The organism is Nonomuraea zeae (assembly GCF_005889725.1).
GTDB lineage: Bacteria > Actinomycetota > Actinomycetes > Streptosporangiales > Streptosporangiaceae > Nonomuraea > Nonomuraea zeae.
This window is the reverse complement of record NZ_VCKX01000012.1, coordinates 13,024-30,904: the sequence shown is the minus strand read 5'-3', so window position 1 is coordinate 30,904 and position 17,881 is coordinate 13,024. Positions and strand designations below refer to the sequence as shown.

13 protein-coding genes are annotated in these 17,881 nt (G+C 71.8%); 3 read left to right on the top strand and 10 right to left on the bottom strand.

All coding sequences use genetic code 11. From position 1 onward, the window contains the following. The first annotated feature begins 2 nt into the window (after positions 1-2). Entirely contained in the window at positions 3-1,046 is a 1,044-nt protein-coding gene (locus tag ETD85_RS06065; protein ID WP_138688612.1) for a glycosyltransferase family 2 protein, read from the top strand. After that, a complete protein-coding gene (locus tag ETD85_RS06060) occupies positions 1,043-2,236 on the top strand; it encodes an endonuclease/exonuclease/phosphatase family protein (RefSeq protein ID WP_170246523.1) in 1,194 nt (397 codons plus the stop codon). The genes ETD85_RS06065 and ETD85_RS06060 overlap by 4 nt, the downstream gene beginning before the upstream one ends. Here the strand turns inward: ETD85_RS06060 and ETD85_RS06055 are convergent. From ETD85_RS06055 to ETD85_RS06030, 6 genes are all read right to left on the bottom strand, one after another. Beyond that, positions 2,226-3,020, bottom strand: coding sequence for an AfsR/SARP family transcriptional regulator (locus ETD85_RS06055; RefSeq protein WP_138688610.1), 795 nt, complete (start codon positions 3,018-3,020; stop codon positions 2,226-2,228). The two genes, ETD85_RS06060 and ETD85_RS06055, sit on opposite strands and share 11 nt — an antisense overlap. 22 nt (positions 3,021-3,042) lie before the next feature. Next, the gene (locus ETD85_RS06050) at positions 3,043-4,026 is read right to left on the bottom strand and encodes a UbiA prenyltransferase family protein (protein ID WP_138688609.1); all 984 of its coding nucleotides are present in this window, start codon (positions 4,024-4,026) and stop codon (positions 3,043-3,045) included. A gap of 16 nt (positions 4,027-4,042) precedes the next feature. Then, positions 4,043-5,089, bottom strand: coding sequence for an NAD-dependent epimerase/dehydratase family protein (locus tag ETD85_RS06045; protein ID WP_138688608.1), 1,047 nt, complete (start codon positions 5,087-5,089; stop codon positions 4,043-4,045). Continuing rightward, positions 5,071-6,405 (bottom strand): aspartate aminotransferase family protein, encoded by a 1,335-nt coding sequence (locus tag ETD85_RS06040; protein ID WP_206058120.1) that lies wholly within the window; start codon positions 6,403-6,405, stop codon positions 5,071-5,073. Before ETD85_RS06040 ends, ETD85_RS06045 begins: the two co-directional genes overlap by 19 nt. 341 nt (positions 6,406-6,746) lie before the next feature. Then, positions 6,747-8,639 (bottom strand): AfsR/SARP family transcriptional regulator, encoded by a 1,893-nt coding sequence (locus ETD85_RS06035; RefSeq protein WP_138688606.1) that lies wholly within the window; start codon positions 8,637-8,639, stop codon positions 6,747-6,749. A 345-nt stretch (positions 8,640-8,984) separates the two neighbouring features. Continuing rightward, complete coding sequence (locus ETD85_RS06030) at positions 8,985-9,473, bottom strand: hypothetical protein (RefSeq protein ID WP_138688605.1); 489 nt, start codon at positions 9,471-9,473, stop codon at positions 8,985-8,987. A 207-nt stretch (positions 9,474-9,680) separates the two neighbouring features. Between ETD85_RS06030 and ETD85_RS06025 the strand changes: the two genes are divergently transcribed. Next, the gene (locus ETD85_RS06025) at positions 9,681-11,972 is read left to right on the top strand and encodes a polysaccharide lyase 8 family protein (protein WP_138688604.1); all 2,292 of its coding nucleotides are present in this window, start codon (positions 9,681-9,683) and stop codon (positions 11,970-11,972) included. 69 nt (positions 11,973-12,041) lie between these two features. Here the strand turns inward: ETD85_RS06025 and ETD85_RS06020 are convergent, their stop codons facing one another. From ETD85_RS06020 to ETD85_RS06005, 4 genes are all read right to left on the bottom strand, one after another. Then, positions 12,042-13,925, bottom strand: coding sequence for a DPP IV N-terminal domain-containing protein (locus tag ETD85_RS06020; RefSeq protein WP_206058119.1), 1,884 nt, complete (start codon positions 13,923-13,925; stop codon positions 12,042-12,044). Positions 13,926-14,222: 297 nt separating this feature from the next. Continuing rightward, positions 14,223-15,062 (bottom strand): ABC transporter permease, encoded by an 840-nt coding sequence (locus ETD85_RS06015; protein WP_206058118.1) that lies wholly within the window; start codon positions 15,060-15,062, stop codon positions 14,223-14,225. A gap of 67 nt (positions 15,063-15,129) precedes the next feature. Beyond that, positions 15,130-16,221: an ABC transporter substrate-binding protein gene (locus tag ETD85_RS06010; RefSeq protein WP_138688601.1), complete on the bottom strand. Its 1,092-nt coding sequence runs from the start codon at positions 16,219-16,221 to the stop codon at positions 15,130-15,132. Positions 16,222-16,232: 11 nt separating this feature from the next. Then, the gene (locus tag ETD85_RS06005; RefSeq protein WP_138688600.1) at positions 16,233-17,879 is read right to left on the bottom strand and encodes a carboxylesterase/lipase family protein; all 1,647 of its coding nucleotides are present in this window, start codon (positions 17,877-17,879) and stop codon (positions 16,233-16,235) included. Between the last annotated feature and the right edge of the window lie 2 nt (positions 17,880-17,881).

Sequence of the window (17,881 nt, the reverse complement as noted above, 5' to 3'; positions counted from 1 at the left end):
CGATGACCGAGCAAGGCCCCCTCGTGTCGGCGATCGTGCCCAACTACAACTACGCCGCCTCGCTGAAGCTGTGCCTGCTCGCGATGCGGGCGCAGACCTACCGGCCGATCGAGCTGATCGTCGTGGACGACGGCAGCACCGACGACTCGGTCGAGGTCGCGTGGGAGCTCGGCGTGCGGGTGATCCGTACGGAACGCAACCTGGGCGTGGCCGGCGCGCGGAACCTCGGCGTCGCGCACGCGCGCGGTGAGATCCTGATGTTCGTGGACTCCGACGTGGCCCCCTACCCCGACGCCGTCGAGGTGGCGGTGGGCATGCTCGCCGCCGATCCCGGGCTCGGCGCGGTGTGCAGCATCCACGACCCCGAGCCGCTGATCCGTGACAGCCTCGTCGAGGAGTACCGGGCGCTGCAGTACCACTACTGGACGGCCAGCTCCGAAGGGCCCATCTCGTTCCTGTTCCCGGCGCTGATGGCGATGCCGCGCCGCGTGTTCGACGACGTCGGGCCGTTCAACCCGCGCCTGCGCGAGACCGAGGAGGTCGACTACGGCCACCGCCTCACCCAGCGCTACGAGATGGTGCTCACCACCGCGGTGCGCTCGCGGCACGATCACGACGACAAGCTGTTCAGGCTGCTGCGCAAGCTGTACCGGCGGGGGCGCGCCCGGGTGCCGCTGTACGCGCGCCGGCGCCGCTTCGCCCGCGGGTTCGAGACCTCCAGCCGGGCCGGCGGCAGCCTCGCCGCGCTGGCGGCGGTGGCCGCGGCGCTGTCGGCGATCGTGCTCGGCCCGGCCGGCGCCGCGCTCGCGGCACTCGCCCTGGCCGGGTCGCTGCTGGCCGACCTCGGCATGTACCGCTTCGTGCTGCGCAGGCGCGGCCCGCTGTTCCTGCTCTACTTCGGCGCCGTGCACTTCCTGGTGAACGTGACCATCGCCGCCGGGGTGGCCGCCGGGGTCGCCCGGTGGCTGTGCTCGGCCAGGTTCCGCCGGCTCTACGACACCGACCTGACCCTGCGCCACCCGGCCGCCGGCGAGGCGGCCACGTGACGGCTCCGCTCCGGGCGCTGTTCGGCCCGGCCCGCCAGGAGCGCGGGCCCGCGACGCGCCCGCGCGACCTCCGGCGCGCCCCTGGAGCCCGCCGGAGGGTCCCGCTGGTGCTGTGCGCGGCGAGCGCCTGGCTGGTGTTCGTGGCCGCGCACCACGCCCTGTCCGGCCGCGTGTGGTGGTGGCAGCTCCCCGAGCTCGTCCCGCCGCTGGCGCTGGCGGCCGTCCCCGTGGCGCTGCTCGGCGCGGCCCTGGCGGCGCGCCGCGCCCGCCGGGCGGCCGTCGCGGTGGCGCTGGCGGCCTTGACGCTGGGCGGGGGCGCGAGCGGGCTCAACCCGGCCGCGCTGTGGCATCGCGCCGACCCGGCTCCGGCGGACGCGATCAAGGTCTTCTCCTGGAACACCTGGTACTGGGACCAGCCCGTGGGCCGCCAGCTGCCCCCGCCCACCGGCACGCCCCCGCGGGACGTCGCCGCCTTCTACCGCTACCTCCGCGCCCAGGACGCCGACGTGCTGCTGCTGCAGGAGTACGTCTACTTCGGCGCGGACTCCCGGCCGATCCGGGTGAACGACCTGGACCGGCTGCGCGGGGAGTTCCCCGGGTTCCACATCGCCGCGGCGAGCGAGCTGGTGACGCTGTCGCGGTTCCCGATCGTCCTGGAGCGCGGCCTCGACCTGCGCCCGCACGCGCCCGAGCACGCCGCGCCCGTGCCGCCCGGCTCCGACTGGCCCGGCTTCCACACGGTGAAGACGCTGCGCACGGACCTGCGGGTCGGGAGCCGGACCGTCTCGTTCTACAACTCGCACATCAACTCGCCGGTCGGCGGGTCCGCCGGCGGCCTCGGCCTTTCCCGGCTCAACCGCGCGCAGCACGAGGCCCGCGCGGCCAACCTCCGCGCGCTCGCGGCCGACATCCAGGCGAACCCGCTGCCCGCCGTCCTGGCCGGGGACTTCAACGCCTCGCCCGCGATGGGCATCCTGCGCCTGGTGCCGGAGCGGATGGCCGACGCCACTCCGGCGCTGCGCTCGCTTTACCCCGCCACCTGGAACGACCGGTGGACCCTGGGAGCCCTGTGGCGGATCGACTGGGCGTACACGACGCAGGAGGTCGCCGTCCACGAGTACCGGCTGGTCCGCTCGGACGGCCTGTCCGACCACAGCGGGCAGCGGCTGGTCATCTCGTTCAGCCGGTGAGGCCGCCGACCTGGGCGGCGTACAGCAGGCCGGGGCGCCCGGCCGGCCGGGGCAGCGGGTCCGTGCCGGCCCGCAGGATCCCCAGATGCAGCGCGCGCAGCTCCGGTCCGGGCTCGATGCCCAGGTGGTCGGCGAGGTAGCCGCGCAGGCGGGCGTACAGGGCCACCGCCTCCGCGCCGCGTCCGAGCGCGCACAGGCCGCGCATCAGCAGGCTCGCCAGGGGCTCCGCGAGCGGGTAGCGCGGCACCAGCGGGGTCAGCTCGGTGACCACGATGTCGGGGCGGCCCAGGCTCAGGTGCGCCTGGGCCCAGGCGGCGACGGCGCCGACGAACTGCTGCTCGATGCCGTACCGGACGCGGGCGGCCCACTCTCCGGGCAGGCCGGTGAGCGGCGCGCCGCGCCACAGGTCCATCGCCTCGGCCAGCAGCCTGGCCCGGGCGAAGTCGTCGCAGGCGCGTTGCTGTGCCTGCTTGGCCAGCCGCCGGAACCGGTGGGCGTCCACCCGTTCGGGGTCCACGTCGAGGGCGTAGCCGCCGTTGCGGCGCTCGATGGCGATCCCGGTGGCGGTGAGCGCCTGCCGCAGGCGGGTGATGTGGGCGTACAGCGAGTCGGTCGCCCGGTCCGGCGGATCGTCCCAGACCCGCTCGATCAGCGTGCCGAGCGACACGGGACGGTCGGCGTCGATCGCCAGGGCGGCCAGCACCGCGCGTCGCTGGGGTGGTCCCAGGGGGACGCAGCGGTCGCCGGCGGTCACCTCGACCGGTCCCAGTAAGCGGACGTCCATCGCCTTCCTCTCACGATCGTTCTCATAGGTGAACAAGTGCCGCCAGGGACGGGTGGTGGACGAGCACGAGCATCACGCCCAGGGCGGCGGCCCACAACATGGAGTTCGCGACCATGACGCGGTCGCGCAGCAGCACCCGCACCGGGTCACCGCCCTCCTTCTCCACGAGCTGCATCTGCAGGTACCGGAAGAGGGCGAAGAGCGCGAAGGGAGTGGACAGCATCATCGCGGTCTGGCCGTGCTGCGGGCCGAACGGTCCCTCGTCACGCAGGTACATCAGGCCGGAGACGAGCGCCAGCACGGAGGCGATCTGCAGCAGCCAGTTGGTCAGCTCCATCGAGTAGCCGCGCAGCGCGGGCCGGTGGCCGGCCCCGGCCTCCAGCAGCTCCTGGCGGCGCTTGCCGATGAGCAGCAGCAGGGACATCGAGAACACCGTGATCAGCAGCCAGGCGGGCACCCGGTCTCCGGTCACCTCGTAGCCCTGCACGACGCGCAGGACGAAGCCGGCCGCGACCGTGCCCACGTCGACCAGCGGGATGTGCTTGAGCAGGCGGCTGTAGGCGATGTTGAGCACGAGGTAGACCAGCACCGGCCAGGAGGACGCCGGCGCCCGGGCGACGATGGCCGCGAGCATCGCCAGCAGGACGGCGCAGCAGACGCCCGCGGTCAGCACCCCCACGCGGTCGGACGCGATGGGGCGCTCGCGCTTGACGGGATGCAGGCGGTCGCGGTGCCGGTCGGCGATGTCGTTGCCGATGTAGACGGCGGCGGAGGCGATCATGAACGCGACGGTGGCCCAGATGACCCCGGCCACCTCGGCCAGGCTGGGCGCGGGCGCGCCGATGAGCGCCACGGGCACGAGAAGGATCGCCTTGGCCGCGTGGGAGGGGCGGATCAGGGCGGCCAGATCCGCGACCAGGTGCCTGCGGCCGCCCACGGCCCGGTCCTGCGCCGCCTCCTGACGCTGCGGGCTCTCTGGAACGTCTGGCGATTCGACAAGGCGCATGCTTTACCCCGATAGCTCAGAAGAAGACCTTCGCCAGTGACAGCGCGCCCTGCCGCCACGCGTCACGGCTCGTCGCACCGCCCGATGAGACGGCTGGTGAGCCGGCCGCGCGCTGTTCCCGCCACCATGCGTACGTGCGGAGGATCGCGTCCTGGTTGGACAGCCGCGGACGGAAGCCGAGCCGGTCACGGGCCTTGTCGATGCTCACGTAGGAGTCGGCGAGCAGCTTGCGCGCCAGCCGCCCGTACACCGGGGACAGCCGGCTGCGCTCCAGCAGCCGGAGCCCGGCCAGGGCGGGTCCCGCGGGCAGCGAGACGACCCGCTTGCCGTGGCCGGCCGCGTCGAGAACGGCCTGGAAGTCCTCGCGCAGCGTGCCGAACTCGGCGGCGGCCAGGTTGTAGGTGTCGTCGGCGACGCCGGCCGGCGCGTCGAGCACGAGGGCCACCGCGTCCACCAGGTCCTCGATCGCGAACATCTGGATGCGCTTGTCCCCGCTGCCGAGCACCGGGAAGTTGCGGCCCTCCTCGGCCCACTCGAAGAGCATCGCGAACAGCCCCATCCGGCCGGGGCCGAGGAAGGTCTTGGGGCGCAGGATGGGCACGCACATGCCGTCGGCCCGGTACTTCTCCGCCAGCTCCTCGGCCGCGGCCTTCGCCCTGGTGTAGGGGTCGACCGGTTCGCGCGGATGGTCCTCGGGCGTGGGCACGAGCGCCGGCAGCCCGTACACGGCGGTGGAGGAGATGTGGACCAGCCGCGGCACGCCGGCCCGGCGCCCGGCCTCCAGGACGGTGCCGGTGCCCACGACGATCAGGTCGTGGATCTGCTCGGCCGGGTAGCTCGGCAGGGCGCCGGCGCAGTGGACGACCGCGTCCGCCCCGGTCATGGCCTCGGTCATCAGCGGCAGGTCGCGCACGTCGCAGATCCGGTGCCCCGCCGCCAGCAGCGGGTCCGCCTGGGGGCGCAGGTCCAGCCCGAGCACGTCGTGGCCGTCGAGCACGAGCCGGCGGGCCAGGTTGCCGCCGAGCATCCCGGCGCTGCCGGTGACTACGACCCGGCGGGCCATCGCGACCCCACCTTCTCCCGCACGAACCCGGCGAGCAGCCGCGGCAGGCCCCTGGCCAGCGTCCTGTCGAGGCTGTCCAGGAAGTACTCGACGTCTTCCGGCTCGATGGCGAGGGTCGGCGCGACGACGAGGGGGTTGTCGGCGTTCGGGCTGTAGTAGGAGACGATGCCGTGCTCGCGGTAGAGGTGGGCGATGACCGAGAGCGTGATCAGCTTGGTGCGGAACTGCGGGTCGCCGGAGAAGCCGGGCGCGAGCTTGGCGGCCAGGTCGAGCACCTTGGGCCCGCCGCTGAGGAACACGCCCCACAGCGCGCCCACCCCGCTCACCCGGCCGACCACGTCGGGGTGGCGCTTGTGGATGTTCTGCAGCCCCGGGCCCAGAACGCGCTCGATCTGCCGGGCCCTGGCGGGGTAGTCGTCCTCGACGACGATGTTGACGGCCTCGATGGCGGTGACCGTCTCCTCGCCGAACCCGTAGTAGGTGGTGCTGTGCAGGATGACGTCGGAGAGCCGGTCGTAGGCCTTGCGGAAGACGGGCTCGCGGGCGGTGTAGCCGGCGATCGACGCCTTGCCGCCGCCGAGGGACTTGGAGTAGACGAGGATGTCGGGCAGCAGGTCGGGGTGGCGCATGAAGTAGAAGAGGCTGCCGGTCTTGCCCCAGCCCGTGTAGACCTCGTCGAAGATCAGCATGATGTCGTTCGCGTCGCAGAGCCGCCGCAGCTCGTACAGGTCGCTCTCCGACCAGCAGCGCATGCTCGACGCGCTGAACGGCTCGGCCATGATCGCGTAGACGTCGCACGTGCCGTCGGGGGTGCGAGCGGCCTCGACGGCGGTGCGGACGGCCGCGATGTCGGCGTAGGGGTAGACGACGATGCCGGGCAGGCCGGGGAAGCGGAAGGAGTTCTCGGACGAGCCCGTCAGGCTCCCGGCGCCCAGGGTCTTGCCGTGGAAGCTGATGTCGGAGCGGAGGATGGTGTTGCGGCGCCCCTGGTGGTACTTGTACGCCATCTTCACGGCGCCCTCGTTCGCCTCGGCGCCGGAGTTCGGGAAGTAGGAGATGTTCAGGTCGCCCGGCAGCAGCTCGGCGATGTTGTGGCTGAGGGCGGCCACGTACGGCGAGAAGAACGCCTTGTGCACCTCCATGCGCCGGCGCTCGGCGAAGCGGCGCCGCGCGTCGAGGATGCGGGGGTGGTTGTGGCCGTGGTTCAGTACGCCGACCCCGCCCGTGACGTCAAGGACCCTGCGGCCGTCGCGCGTTGTGATCCACGCGCCCTCCGCGCTCTCGACGAGCTCCCGGCCGAAGCCGAAGGAGGTCATGAGGTTGACCTGACTGCGGCTGACGTACCTTCTGTACAGATCTTGGACCTGTTTTACGGTGAAATTTTCACACTCGTCAACGCCGATCAGTTCAGACACGTCCGCCCTTCCCGGTTCACGCGAATTCCGCTGGTGCCCGGCCTTCTTCTCAGCGGCGAGAAAAGGTGAGACATGTCGTCAACAATGTCGAATCCTGCTACACCCCGAGCCATACAAATGTGTGTAGGTCCGCGGCGGGTTGTGAGAGGGGAAGGAGAAAAAGCGGCCGAGGGTGGATCGCCGGGTATCAATCAGCCAGATCTCGCGGCGATAACGGATGATTTCCCGCATGCGAAGCGGCTTCAGCCCCTCGCGGTCATGTAGGTGGCCGGCCGGGCGGACGGCGTCCAGACGTCACGCCGCGCCCGTAAGGCGGCCTGCGCCTGATCCTCCTCGGTGTCCTCCTCCCTCGCCCGCTCGCGGGCGAACAGGCGGAGCAGGTCGTGCATGCGGTACCGGTCGTGGCCGTACGCCTCCAGCAGCTGGGCCTGCGCGAGGTGATCCAGCAGGTCGGCGGTGCACGACTCGGGGCGGTCGGCCAGGGCCGCGGCGGCCGCGACGCTGATGGCGGCGCCGCCGAGCAGGCTCAGCAGCCGGAACATCCGGGAGGACTCGGCGTCCAGGCTCCGGTAGCTCATCATGAAGCACGCCCGCACGGCCTGGTCGTCGGCCTGGAGCTCGGACAGGCGGTGGTCCTCGACCGCCAGCCGGTCGGCCAGGGCGCGCAGCGACAGCCCCGGCCGGGCGATCAGCCGGGCGGCGGCGATCCTGATCGCCAGCGGCAGCCCGGCGCACAGCCGCACGATGGCGCGCGCCGCCCGCTGCTCGGCCGCCACGCGCTCCTCGCCGATCAGGCGGCCGAGCAGCATGGAGGTCTCGTCCTCGGCCATGACGCCGAGACGAAAGTGCGACGCGGCGTCCAGCGAGGTGAGCGTCCTGCGCGCGGTGACCAGCACGCGGCACGTGGGACTCGCGGGCAGCAGCGGGCGCACCTGCGCGGCGTCGCGGGCGTTGTCGAGCAGGAGCAGCAGGTGCCGGCCCTCGGTCAGCGAGCGGAAGCGGGCCGCGGCCTCGTCCACGTCGGGCCGCCCGCCGTGGCGTCCGCCCGGCTGCCCGCCGGGTTGCCCGATCGTGTCGTCGCCGAGCGAGCGCAGCAGGCGGGCCAGCACGTCGGCGGGGTCCAGCGGCGCGACGCCGGGTGTGGAGTCGTGCAGGTCCACGTAGAGCCGCCCGTCCGGGAACCGGTCGGCGACCTGGTGGGCGACGTGCACGGCCAGCGCCGACTTGCCGACCCCCGCGGCGCCCGTGATCGCCGAGACGGCGGTCGCGCCGGAGGCCGAGGTCAGCATCGTGCGCAGCCGGGCGATCTCGGCGGCCCGCCCGGTGAAGGCGGCCGAGCCGATGGGCAGCTCGGCCGGGGCCCTGCGGGCGGCGACCGCGGGCTGCGGCGTCAGGGCGGGGTCGTCGGCGAGAATGCGCCGGTGCATGCGGACCAGGTCCGGGCCGGGGTCGATGCCGACCTCGGCGGCCAGCGTCGTCCGCGCGCCCTGATAGATCGTCAGCGCGTCGGCCCTGCGGCCGGAACGGTACAAGGCCAGCATGAGCTGCGCCCTGAGCCGCTCGTTCAGCGGGTCCCTGCGGGTCAGGGCCTCCAGGTCGGCGAGCATCTCGCCGTGCTGGCCGAGCGCCAGCCGGGCCTCCAGCGAGGCGTCCACGACGGTCGCCCGCAGCCGCTCCAGCCGCGCCGCCTCGCAGCGCAGCGGCGCGGGCAGGGGCAGCTCCTCCAGCACGGACTCGCCCCGCCACAGGCAAAGGGCCCGGGTGAGCCGTTCGAGCGCGACGTCGTAGCGGCCGGCGCCCAGCGCCTGCTGCCCCTGGGCGGCGAGGTCCTCGAACGACGTGACGTCGAGCTCGCCGGGCGTGACGCGCAGCACGTACCCGTTGGAGCCCGCCTCGATGCGGGAGGGGGAGCCGAGCACCTTGCGCAGCGCGGAGATGTAGGTGTAGAGGTTCGACTCCGCGGTGGCGGGGGCGCGCTCGCCCCACAGCCAGTCGAGCATGCGCCGGCTGGGGATCGCCTTGCCCGTGTTGAGCAGCAGGGCGGCCAGCAGCACCCGCTGTTTTCGGCGTCCGAGCGCGATCGGACTCCCATGAGAGGTACGAACCTCGATCGGCCCGAGGATCTTGAAATCCATACGACCACCCTGCAGTGCGGGGTTTTCACCAACAGGAACCGTACGATTGAACACGGATCTTGATTTGCCGCGACCAATGATCGACGGAAGTGACCTTGGAACGGTACTTCCTGGAACGGGATAAGAAGATTACGCGTCCCGAATAACCGGGTGTTCGTGCGGCGGGAGCCGTTCCAGGCCTGCTGAAATTTATCTCCGCATGGATTCTCGCGCGCGAGAAATCCGTCTCGATTGGCGCGGGCAGGTCCTTGACCCGGGTGTCAAGGGCGGGATTCGCCATAAGGTCATCGAGCCGTTTGACTTCCCTATTCTCGCGCGCTTACCGCACCTGCCCGCGCCCGGCCGTCAGTTGACGCAGTCCTGCCTGTCGAGCCCGAAGGCCAGTTCCCTGACCTTGCCCTTGGAGTAGAGGAAGGCGTAGTAGGCCTTGGCGTTGCCCGGCACCGCGGTGTACGTGAAGCCGCTGGGCGAGACCTTCGCCTTCGGGTACGCCTTTCTGACCTGACTCGCCGAGGAGCCCAGGCCGATGCCCTGGGGCGTCTTCATCCCCTTCTGCGCCAGGATCACGGCCACGCCGACCTTCCTGGAGATGTACAGGCCCACGCGGTCCTTCCCGGACGGGTGCGCCTTGAGATCCCACCCGGAGCACGATCCCGCCCCGGCGGGCAGCTTGCGCACGATCTTCCCGGTGGCCCGCGCCTTCGTGGCGCTCATGCCGAGCCGGACCGGACCGTAGCCGTACGGCCCCAGGGCGGGCTTCGCGGTCGTGGCGAGCGCGGGCGTGCCGGTGACCAGCATCCCGCCGGTCAGCAGCGCGACGAGCATCTTCTTCATGGATCCTCTCCCCGTTGTCGTGACAGGTCCGCATCCGGAGTCCGGCGCGGTCCATTCGGTGAATCGTCCGGCAGAGTCCGGTGGATCACCAAATCGTCCAGGCGGCAGAGCTTGCCGAGGGCTGCCGTCGCAGGGGCGACCGGATCCAGTCGCCTATTCGACATATGATCTTTTATCTAGAATCAGCCCTATTGTCGGAAGGCTGTCATGACCCACCCACTCAGCCGGCGCTCCGCCCTGCTGGGCACCGCGGCCGTGGCCGGCCTCGCCCTGTGGGACAGGCCGGCCGAGGCGGCGGGCACCGCCGCGTTCGACGCCGCGCGTGAGCGGTGGGTGGGCCTGCTGGCGGGCGGGTCGTACGACTCCGCGTTCACCGAGCGGGCGCAGGCCGTCGAGGGCTCGGCCAACGCGGTGCTGCGCAAGCTGCAGCCCACCCCCGGCCGCCCGAGCCTCTGGCCCGACCTGCCGCTCGACGACCCCGGGACGGGCAACTTCAACCGCTCCTACAACCGCATGCGCACGCTGGCGCTGGGCTGGGCCACGCCGGGCACCGCCATGCACGGGGACGGGCAGGTCGCCGAGACCGCGGCCAGGGCGCTGGACTTCCTGTACGAGCACGCCTACCACGAGGGGCTCGACCGGCGGGGCAGCAACTGGTACTGGTGGGAGATCGGCGTCCCCCGCTCGCTGACCGACACCTGCGCCCTGCTCTACGACGGCCTGCCCAAGGACCGCCTCGAACGCTGGCTGCGCCCGTTGCGCCACTGGTGCCCCGACCCGGAGCGCCGCGTCAGCCACCCCGGCGTCGTCGAGACCGGCGCCAACCGCGCCGGCAAGGCCATGGCGGTGGCGATGCGCGGCGTGCTCACCTACGACGCCCGCCTGATCAAGCGGGCCGCGGACGCGGTCTCCGGCCTGCTGCGGCGGACCTCGGGCTCACGCGACGGCTTCTACCGGGACGGGTCGTTCATCCAGCACGACGTGTACCCCTACACCGGCAGCTACGGCGTGGACTACCTGGAGAGCGTGGCCAAGCTGATCGCCATGCTCGCGAAATCGCCGTGGGAGATCACCGGCATCGGGGACGCCTACTACGACATCGTGGACCGCTCCTTCGTGCCGTTCGTCTTCGACGGGCTGATGATGGACTGCGTGCGCGGCCGGTCCATCTCGCGCCAGGGCCACCGCGACTACCACTCGGGCCAGAAGACGATCGAGACCATCCTCACGTTGCTGGACGCGGCGCCCGAGCGCCACGCCCGGCGCTGGCGCCCGCTGGTGAAGGGCTGGCTCATCCGCAACCAGGCCATCCCCTACGACACGCTCGCCCCGCTGGCCGGCATCGCGCGGGCCGAGGCCCTGCTGGCGGACCCGTCGGTGCCGGTCGGCCCGCGCACCACGGGCACGTACGTCTTCGCCGACATGGACCGGGTCGTGCACCGCCGGCCCGGCTGGGCCTACGCGATCGCGATGAGCTCGGAGCGGATCGGCGCGGCCGAGGCCATGAACCGGGAGAACCTGCGCGGCTGGTACACCGGCGACGGCATGACCTACCTCTACACCGGCGGCGACCTCACCGCCTGGAACGACGACCTGTGGCCGACGATCGACCCGTACCGGCTGCCGGGCACGACGGTCGACACCCGCAGGCGCGCCGATCTCCCGCACGGACACCGCCGCCTGCCGCGCACTCCGTGGGCGGGCGGCGTGGCACTCGGCGAGCACGGCGTCGCGGCCATGAAGCTGATCGCCGGCGGCTCCTCGCTGCGGGCCAAGAAGGCGTGGTTCCTCCTCGACGACGCGGTGGTCGCCCTCGGCACCGGCATCGCCGCCTCCGACGGCCGCCGCGTCGAGACCATCGTCGAGAACCGCAACACCCACGACCGGCATCCGCCGCTGACCCGGGGCGACGGCTGGATCCACCTGTCCGGCGTGGCCGGCTACGCGCTGCTCGACGGCGCCGACCCGAAGGTGATCCGCGAGCAGCGCACCGGCCGCTGGCGCGACATCGACAAGGGCGCCACCACCGGAGGCGACGACACCCCCGTCACCCGGCTCTACACCACGATCCTCATCGACCACGGCGTCGATCCGCGCAAGGCCCGCTACGCCTACGCCGTCCTGCCCGAAGCCTCCATCGCGGAGACCGCGGGATTCGGGCAGCGGATCGAGATCCTCGCCAACTCCGGAGCGGTGCAGGCCATCTCCCACGACGACCTGCTCGCCGCCGTCTTCTGGCGCGCGGGGACCGTCGAGACCGAGGACGGGCCGCTGGCCGCCGACGGCCCGTGCACGCTGCTGCTCCGCCGCGATCACCAGCGAGTGCGGCTCGCGGTCTCCGACCCGTCCAGGACCGCCGGCGAGGTGAAGATCACGCTGCCCTGGCCGGTGAAGTCCGTCAAGGAGGGCGGCCGCAGCGTGCGCAGGGCCAAGCGCGCGGTCAAGGTGGAGGTCGGCGGCAGCCGCGGGCACGGCCACACCGCGGTGGTGCGCGTCTGACCGCCTCCTGGGCGCCGAGCTTTCCTAGTTCTCCTCCGTCCCGCGCCACGAAGGAGAACTAGGAAAGGGTCACTGGGAAAGGACGCTCTGCGAGAGATAGAGGGGCATGGAATCCTCCCACTGGCTGTCGGTCAGCATTCTCTTTTCGGAGCCGTCCGCGTTCATGCTGAAAATCTGGCCGTACGGCTGGAAGGTGTTGTCGTACAACGCCGCTTCCTGCCGGAAGCCGTACATGCCGCTGTTGTAGAGGATGCGCCCGTCGTGGTTCCAGACGGCGTGGCCTTCGTTCGAGCCGCTGCTCGTGAGGCGGCGGAAATTGCTTCCGTCGGGGCGGATGGTGCACACGTCGAAATTGGTGGCGCTCGTCTTGCGGGTGAAGAGGATGAGCCTGCCGTCCGGGGACCAGTCGGGCAGGTTGTCGTACTCGCCGGTGAGGACGCGGGTCACCCCGGTCGTGAGGTTGAGGATGCGCAGGCCCTTGTTCTCCTCGCCCCACACGCGGTAGACGATCTCGTTGCCGTCGGCCGAGTAGCTCGGGAAGCCGGCGTTGGTCGTGCCGTCCGTGAGCGCCTCCCAGGCCGAGCCGTCGCTGCGCACCCGCGCCACCACGGCCGTGTGCGTCGCGCGCTCCTGGAACCAGCCGCCCAGCCCGAACGCGATCCACGCGCCGTCCGGCGACCACGCGGGGCGGAACGCGCCGGCCATGCCCTTGGCCAGCAGCACCGGGTCGAGACCCTTCCCCGCGGTGTCGAAGACGACGCGCCGGTCCGAGCCGTCCGGGCGCATGGTGACGATCGAGGACGTGCCGAGCTGCTTCTCCGTGATCGCCAGGCGGCCCTGCCGGGACAGGACGGGGAACACGTCGCAGAAGCGATACTCCCAGTCGGGGTCCCAGCTGTAGAGCGGCTTGTCCAGCGGGCGCACCGCGTAGCCGAACTTCTGGTAGATCACCGAGGTCCCGTCCGGCGACCAGACCGGCGAGCGCAGCGCCCGCTTGACGGCCGGCAGCGTGCCCGAGGTGTAGGCCAGGCCCTCGTCGGGCCCGCCCTTGACGAGATAGCCGATCTCGGTGGCGGTCACGAACTGGGGCGAGACCTTCAGATTGGGGCCGGAGGTGTGCTCGACGCGCTCGCCGGTGGTGACATCCACCGAGACGATCTGGGATTCGACCTTCCCGATGTACTCGGGGCGGTGGGCGCCCCAGGTTCCCTCGGTGGTGATCTCGTAGAAGACGATCCGGCGGCCGTCCGGCGACCACTTCGGCGAGCCGAGGCAGTAGCCCTCCTTGGAGGCGACCTGGCGGAAGCCGGTGCCGTCCGGCCGGATGACGTAGATGCTGAGCTCCTGCGTGTGCTCCCAGCCACGGCCTTCGTTGTGCCCACGCCACTGCGTGTTGCGGTCGCTGGAGAAGGCGATCCAGCGGCCGTCGGGCGACCAGGAAGGGCGGAAGTGGCAGTCGGGGCCCTCGGGGTCGCCGGCGACCGCGGAGCCGCTGGTCAGGTTCTTGAGCTTGCCGGTGCGCAGGTCGAGCACCCAGATGTGGGCTCGGTGGTCACCGCGGGTCGAGACGAAGGCCAGCCGGGTCCCGTCCGGCGACAGGACGCCGGAGTCGTCCATCGCCGGGCCGGTCACCAGCGGCTGGACGCCTGTTCCGTCGATCTTGGCCCGGTAGAGGCAGGAATTGCCGTCGCCGGCCCGCTCCGAGGTGAAGAGCACCGACTGGCCGTTGGCGGCCAGGCTGGCGTGATAGTCGAACCCCGTGCTCCCCAGGAGCAGGCGCTCGTTCGAGCCATCGACGCCGGAGATGTACAGATTCGACGAGGAGGGCCCGATCCGGTTGATCAGCATCACGCCCTTCTTGCTCTCGCCGGCCGCCGCCACCGCAAAGGGCTTGGGCAGGAGAGCGGCGCCCACGGTGGCCGCGCCGGCCGTCAGAAAGGCCCGTCGCTTCATTCCAGATTCCATCGCCTTACCAGCTCCCTTTCGCATGGACGGCTGATTACCGCCGTCGGCTCATGTGCGACCAGATAAACAATTCGCCATTCAGCGTCCGAATCAGGTGTGCGGATTTGTGCGGGACGCTACTGAGGGGCGTACTCACCGTCAAGGTGATTGTGCTGTCCGGGAATTCATTGCCGATTGGCTGCCTTTCGGGCAGGCCGATGTTCTCCGCCGGGGGGCGGAGTCCGGGAAAGCGGTCTTACCGGCACGAGCTCCTCGGGCCCGGCCGCGGGCGGGCCCGAGGGCGCGTCAGGCGTGCTCGGCCGCCGGGCGGTCGCGGGCGGTGAGGCCGAGACGCTTGAGCGCGAGCTTGTCGAGCCAGGTCAGCAGCCCGTTCAGGATGAGCGTCATTGTGACCAGGACGATCAGGCCGGCGAACTCGGTGGCCGCGTCCAGATTCATGGCAGAGGTGAACAGGCCGTGGCCGAGCCCTTCGGTGGAGGCGATGAACTCGGCGCCGATGACGCCGAGGATGGCCAGCGGCCCGCCGGTCTTGAGAGCGGCGAAGAACGGCGCCGCCAGCGTGGGGATCGTCACGTACGCGAGCAGGTGGTGCCGGCGGCCGCCCATCACCTGGACGACCTCGACCAGCTCCCGCTCCCGCAGGCGCAGGCCGAGGTAGATGTTGTAGAACATCACGAAGGCCGGCCCGATCATCGCGATCGTGATCTTCGACCAGGCGCCGATGCCGAAGAACAGCAGGAACAGCGGCGCGAGCGCGATCTTGGGGATGCCGTTGAAGGCGGCGACGAGCGGCTCCAGCACCCGCCCCGCCAGCGGGAAGGAGCCCAGCAGCAGGCCCAGCAGGGCGCCGAGCACGACGCCCATGGAGAACCCGGCCACCACCTCGACCACCGTCGCCCTGATGTCGGCCCATCCGGACGCCGAGCCGAGCATCTCCACCAGGGCCCCCGCCACCTCGGTGGGTTTGCTCACGGCGTACTCGGGCAGGACGGGGCCGCTCAGGACCTGCCAGAGGAGCAGGGCGATCGCGATCACGGCGACGCGCAGCGCCACCAGGGTGGCCTGGCCCTGCCACCGGCCGCTCTTCCGCCTGGTCGCGACGACGACCTCGGTCCTCTTCCTCACCGGTCTGTCAGTGGCAGCCACCATGGTGCGCTCCTTCCCGTCCGCGATCCGGCCTCGCTCGGCCGGATCATGCTCCGCCGCCGGACGGCACGTACTTGTTGGTCCAGTCGTTCGAGGTGACGGTCATCACCTTGGGCAGCACGCCGAGCCCGTTGACGAAGTCCAAGGTCTTCTTCCAGGTCGCGTCGTCCATCGCGGCGCTCGTCGGCCAGCCGGCGTGCTGGAGGCTGGCCTCGAGCACCGGGACCGGGATGCCGGACATCTCCTTCGACGTGAGGTTCAGCAGGTCGGCGTCGTGCAGGTGGCCGTTCATGTATGCGGTGGCCTCCTGGACCGCGGCGACGAACTTCTTGGCGATCTCGGGGTTCTTCTCCAGGTAGTCCTTGCGCACCACCACGAACTCGCCGTATCCGGACTGCTCCGGAGACCACTCGGGGGCCCGCAGCGGGTCCGCCACCACGACGCCCTCCCCGGCGTGCTCGATGGACAGCGGCGTCGGCTCGGAGGTGATGAACCAGTCGATCTGGCCGCTGGTGAGCGCGGCCTTGTTCGCGGCCGGGCTGGGCAGCGACACCCACTTCACCTTGGCGGGGTCCACGCCGCGGGCCTTGAGGAACATGCTCGCCTGGGCCTTGGTGTTGGCCGAGCTGGCGCCGCCGATCGAGTTGCCCAGCGCCTTGGCCACCTGCTCCACCGGCGTCGAGCCGGACAGCTTGTTGGCGTCGGCGAACTTCTTGCTGACGACGATGCCGAGCGGGTTGCCGAGGCCGTCCGCGGCGATGGCCACCTGCGGGATGCCCTTGGCCAGGGCGGACAGGAAGCCGGTCGGGCTGGAGTTGAGGAAGTGCACGGAGCCGGACTCGAGGGCGGCCGGGCCGGTCGAGGCGTTCGTCGAGACGAACGTGACCTTGAGCCCCTGCTTCTGGAAGTAGCCCTTGGCCTGCGCCACCCTCATCGGCAGGTCGAAGATGCTCTCCCCGCTGCCGACCATGATCGCGGTAGGCCCGCCGCCCTGGGCGGACCCGGAGTCGCCGCACGCGGCCGTCAGCGTGCCGCCGCCGAGGGCCAGGGCGGTCGCGAGCGCGAGGGCCCGCAATCGCCTGCGGGTCACCGATGCGCGGCTGCCGACGACGCCGCCGTCCGTGATGTGGTGTCCCATGTCATCTCCTGTCACCATGCTTCCTCCGTACGGAAGAAGCGCTTCCAGAACTTGAGCCGGGCGGGATCCGCCACCGGGATCGGCCCGAAGCCGCCGCCGAGCTCCATCACCGTGGCCGAGTCCGGCGAGAACGCCGGCCAGCGCGGCAGGCCCGGGCCGTTGGGGTCCCCCGTGGCGGAGTAGTTGGCCCAGTAGGCGGACATGATCTCCGCGATCCGGCGGTCGCCGCCGGTCCACCCGGCGCCGCCGTCTCCCGGGCCGCCGTCTCCCGGGCCGCCGTCTCCCGGGCCGCCGCCTTCGGGGGCGCCGCCGACGTTGCCGAAGACGAACTCGATCTCCGAGCCGTGTGCGGCACGCCGGGGATCCTGGCCCCGCGCCGGCGCGGCGTGGGTCCAGAAGTAGGTGTAGACGGGGCGGCGGGCCCGCCTGCTCCAGTCCGCCGCCCAGAGGAAGGTGGACACGCGGGCGTTGTCGCGCACCGACGCGCAGTGCGCCCGGGCCGCCTCGTCGTCCGTGCCCGCCGGATAGAGCCGCAGGAACTCCCCGGCCAGCGCGCCGAACCTGCGCCGCGCCGCGGCCAGATAGCCGTCCAGGGTCACGTGGACCGGAGGCATGCCCGGCCGCCAGGTCTTCGTCCCGGCCGCGCGGTAGGCCGTGAACATGCTCTCGGGGACCGCGCCGCTCTCGTCGAGGTTGTTGCCCGCGAGGTAGCAGACCGCGTTCTGCCGCCCCTCGGCGTACGTCTCCTCGTAGCCCGCGGGGATCACCCGGCCGTCCACGACCGGCCGGAACAGCGGCGGCTTGGCCGGGCCGCAGGTCTCGACCGCGGCGTCCACGGCGTCGTCCCCGTCCACCAGCCGCTGCCAGGGCAGCGACCGCAGCAGGGCCGGCGTCGGCGCGCCGCGCTCCCGGGCGTACCGGGCGCCCGCGAGCTCGGCTTCGGCCAGGGTCCGGTACGACGTGGCCAGGTAGCGCAGCTCGGGGTCACGGCAGTGGCGGGCGTGGCTCTGCGCGACCGCCCGGTGGAAGAGCCCGGCCGCCAGCGGCGACATGGCCAGGAAGTTCACGGTCCCGGCGCCGGCGGACTGCCCGGCGATCGTCACCCGGCCGGGATCGCCGCCGAAGCCGGAGACGTTGCGCCGGACCCACCGCAGGACCGCGAGGCAGTCGAGCAGCCCGTAGTTGCCCGAGGCGCGGTGCCCGGACTCCTCGCTCAGCTCGGGGGTGGCCAGGAACCCGAGTGCTCCTAGCCGGTAGTTGAAGGTGATCACGACCAGGCCCGCGCGGGCCAGGCTCTCGCCGTCGTAGCGGGGGCTCGCGCCGGTTCCCGTGCGGAAGCCGCCGCCGTGGATCCAGACCAGCACCGGCCGCCGCTCCCCGGCACCGGCCGCGCGGGTCCAGACGTTGAGGTACAGGCAGTCCTCGCTCATCGGCAGTCCGGCGCCGCCCGCCCCGCCGTCCGGCGCCTGCGGGCACATCGGGCCGAAGGTCGCGGCCCGGCGTACCCCGGGCCAGGGCGGCGCCGGTCGCGGCGGTCTCCACCGCGACTCCCCGACGGGGGGAGCGGCGTAGGGCACGCCCCGGAAGACGGTGACCGAGGGGTCTCGCCCCGGTACACCCTCCACCAGCCCCGATTCGGTTTCCACTGGGTGACGCATGG

Bases quoted from the DNA above. Each gene is read 5' to 3' on its own strand.
- ETD85_RS06030 (WP_138688605.1), bottom strand. From the start codon at position 9,473: ATGAAGAAGATGCTCGTCGCGCTGCTGACCGGCGGGATGCTGGTCACC.
- ETD85_RS06020 (WP_206058119.1), bottom strand. From the start codon at position 13,925: ATGAAGCGACGGGCCTTTCTGACGGCCGGCGCGGCCACCGTGGGCGCC.
- ETD85_RS06025 (WP_138688604.1), top strand. From the start codon at position 9,681: ATGACCCACCCACTCAGCCGGCGCTCCGCCCTGCTGGGCACCGCGGCC.
- ETD85_RS06005 (WP_138688600.1), bottom strand. From the start codon at position 17,879: ATGCGTCACCCAGTGGAAACCGAATCGGGGCTGGTGGAGGGTGTACCG.
- ETD85_RS06035 (WP_138688606.1), bottom strand. From the start codon at position 8,639: ATGGATTTCAAGATCCTCGGGCCGATCGAGGTTCGTACCTCTCATGGG.
- ETD85_RS06010 (WP_138688601.1), bottom strand. From the start codon at position 16,221: ATGGGACACCACATCACGGACGGCGGCGTCGTCGGCAGCCGCGCATCG.
- ETD85_RS06055 (WP_138688610.1), bottom strand. From the start codon at position 3,020: ATGGACGTCCGCTTACTGGGACCGGTCGAGGTGACCGCCGGCGACCGC.
- ETD85_RS06045 (WP_138688608.1), bottom strand. From the start codon at position 5,089: ATGGCCCGCCGGGTCGTAGTCACCGGCAGCGCCGGGATGCTCGGCGGC.
- ETD85_RS06050 (WP_138688609.1), bottom strand. From the start codon at position 4,026: ATGCGCCTTGTCGAATCGCCAGACGTTCCAGAGAGCCCGCAGCGTCAG.
- ETD85_RS06065 (WP_138688612.1), top strand. From the start codon at position 3: ATGACCGAGCAAGGCCCCCTCGTGTCGGCGATCGTGCCCAACTACAAC.
- ETD85_RS06040 (WP_206058120.1), bottom strand. From the start codon at position 6,405: ATGACCTCCTTCGGCTTCGGCCGGGAGCTCGTCGAGAGCGCGGAGGGC.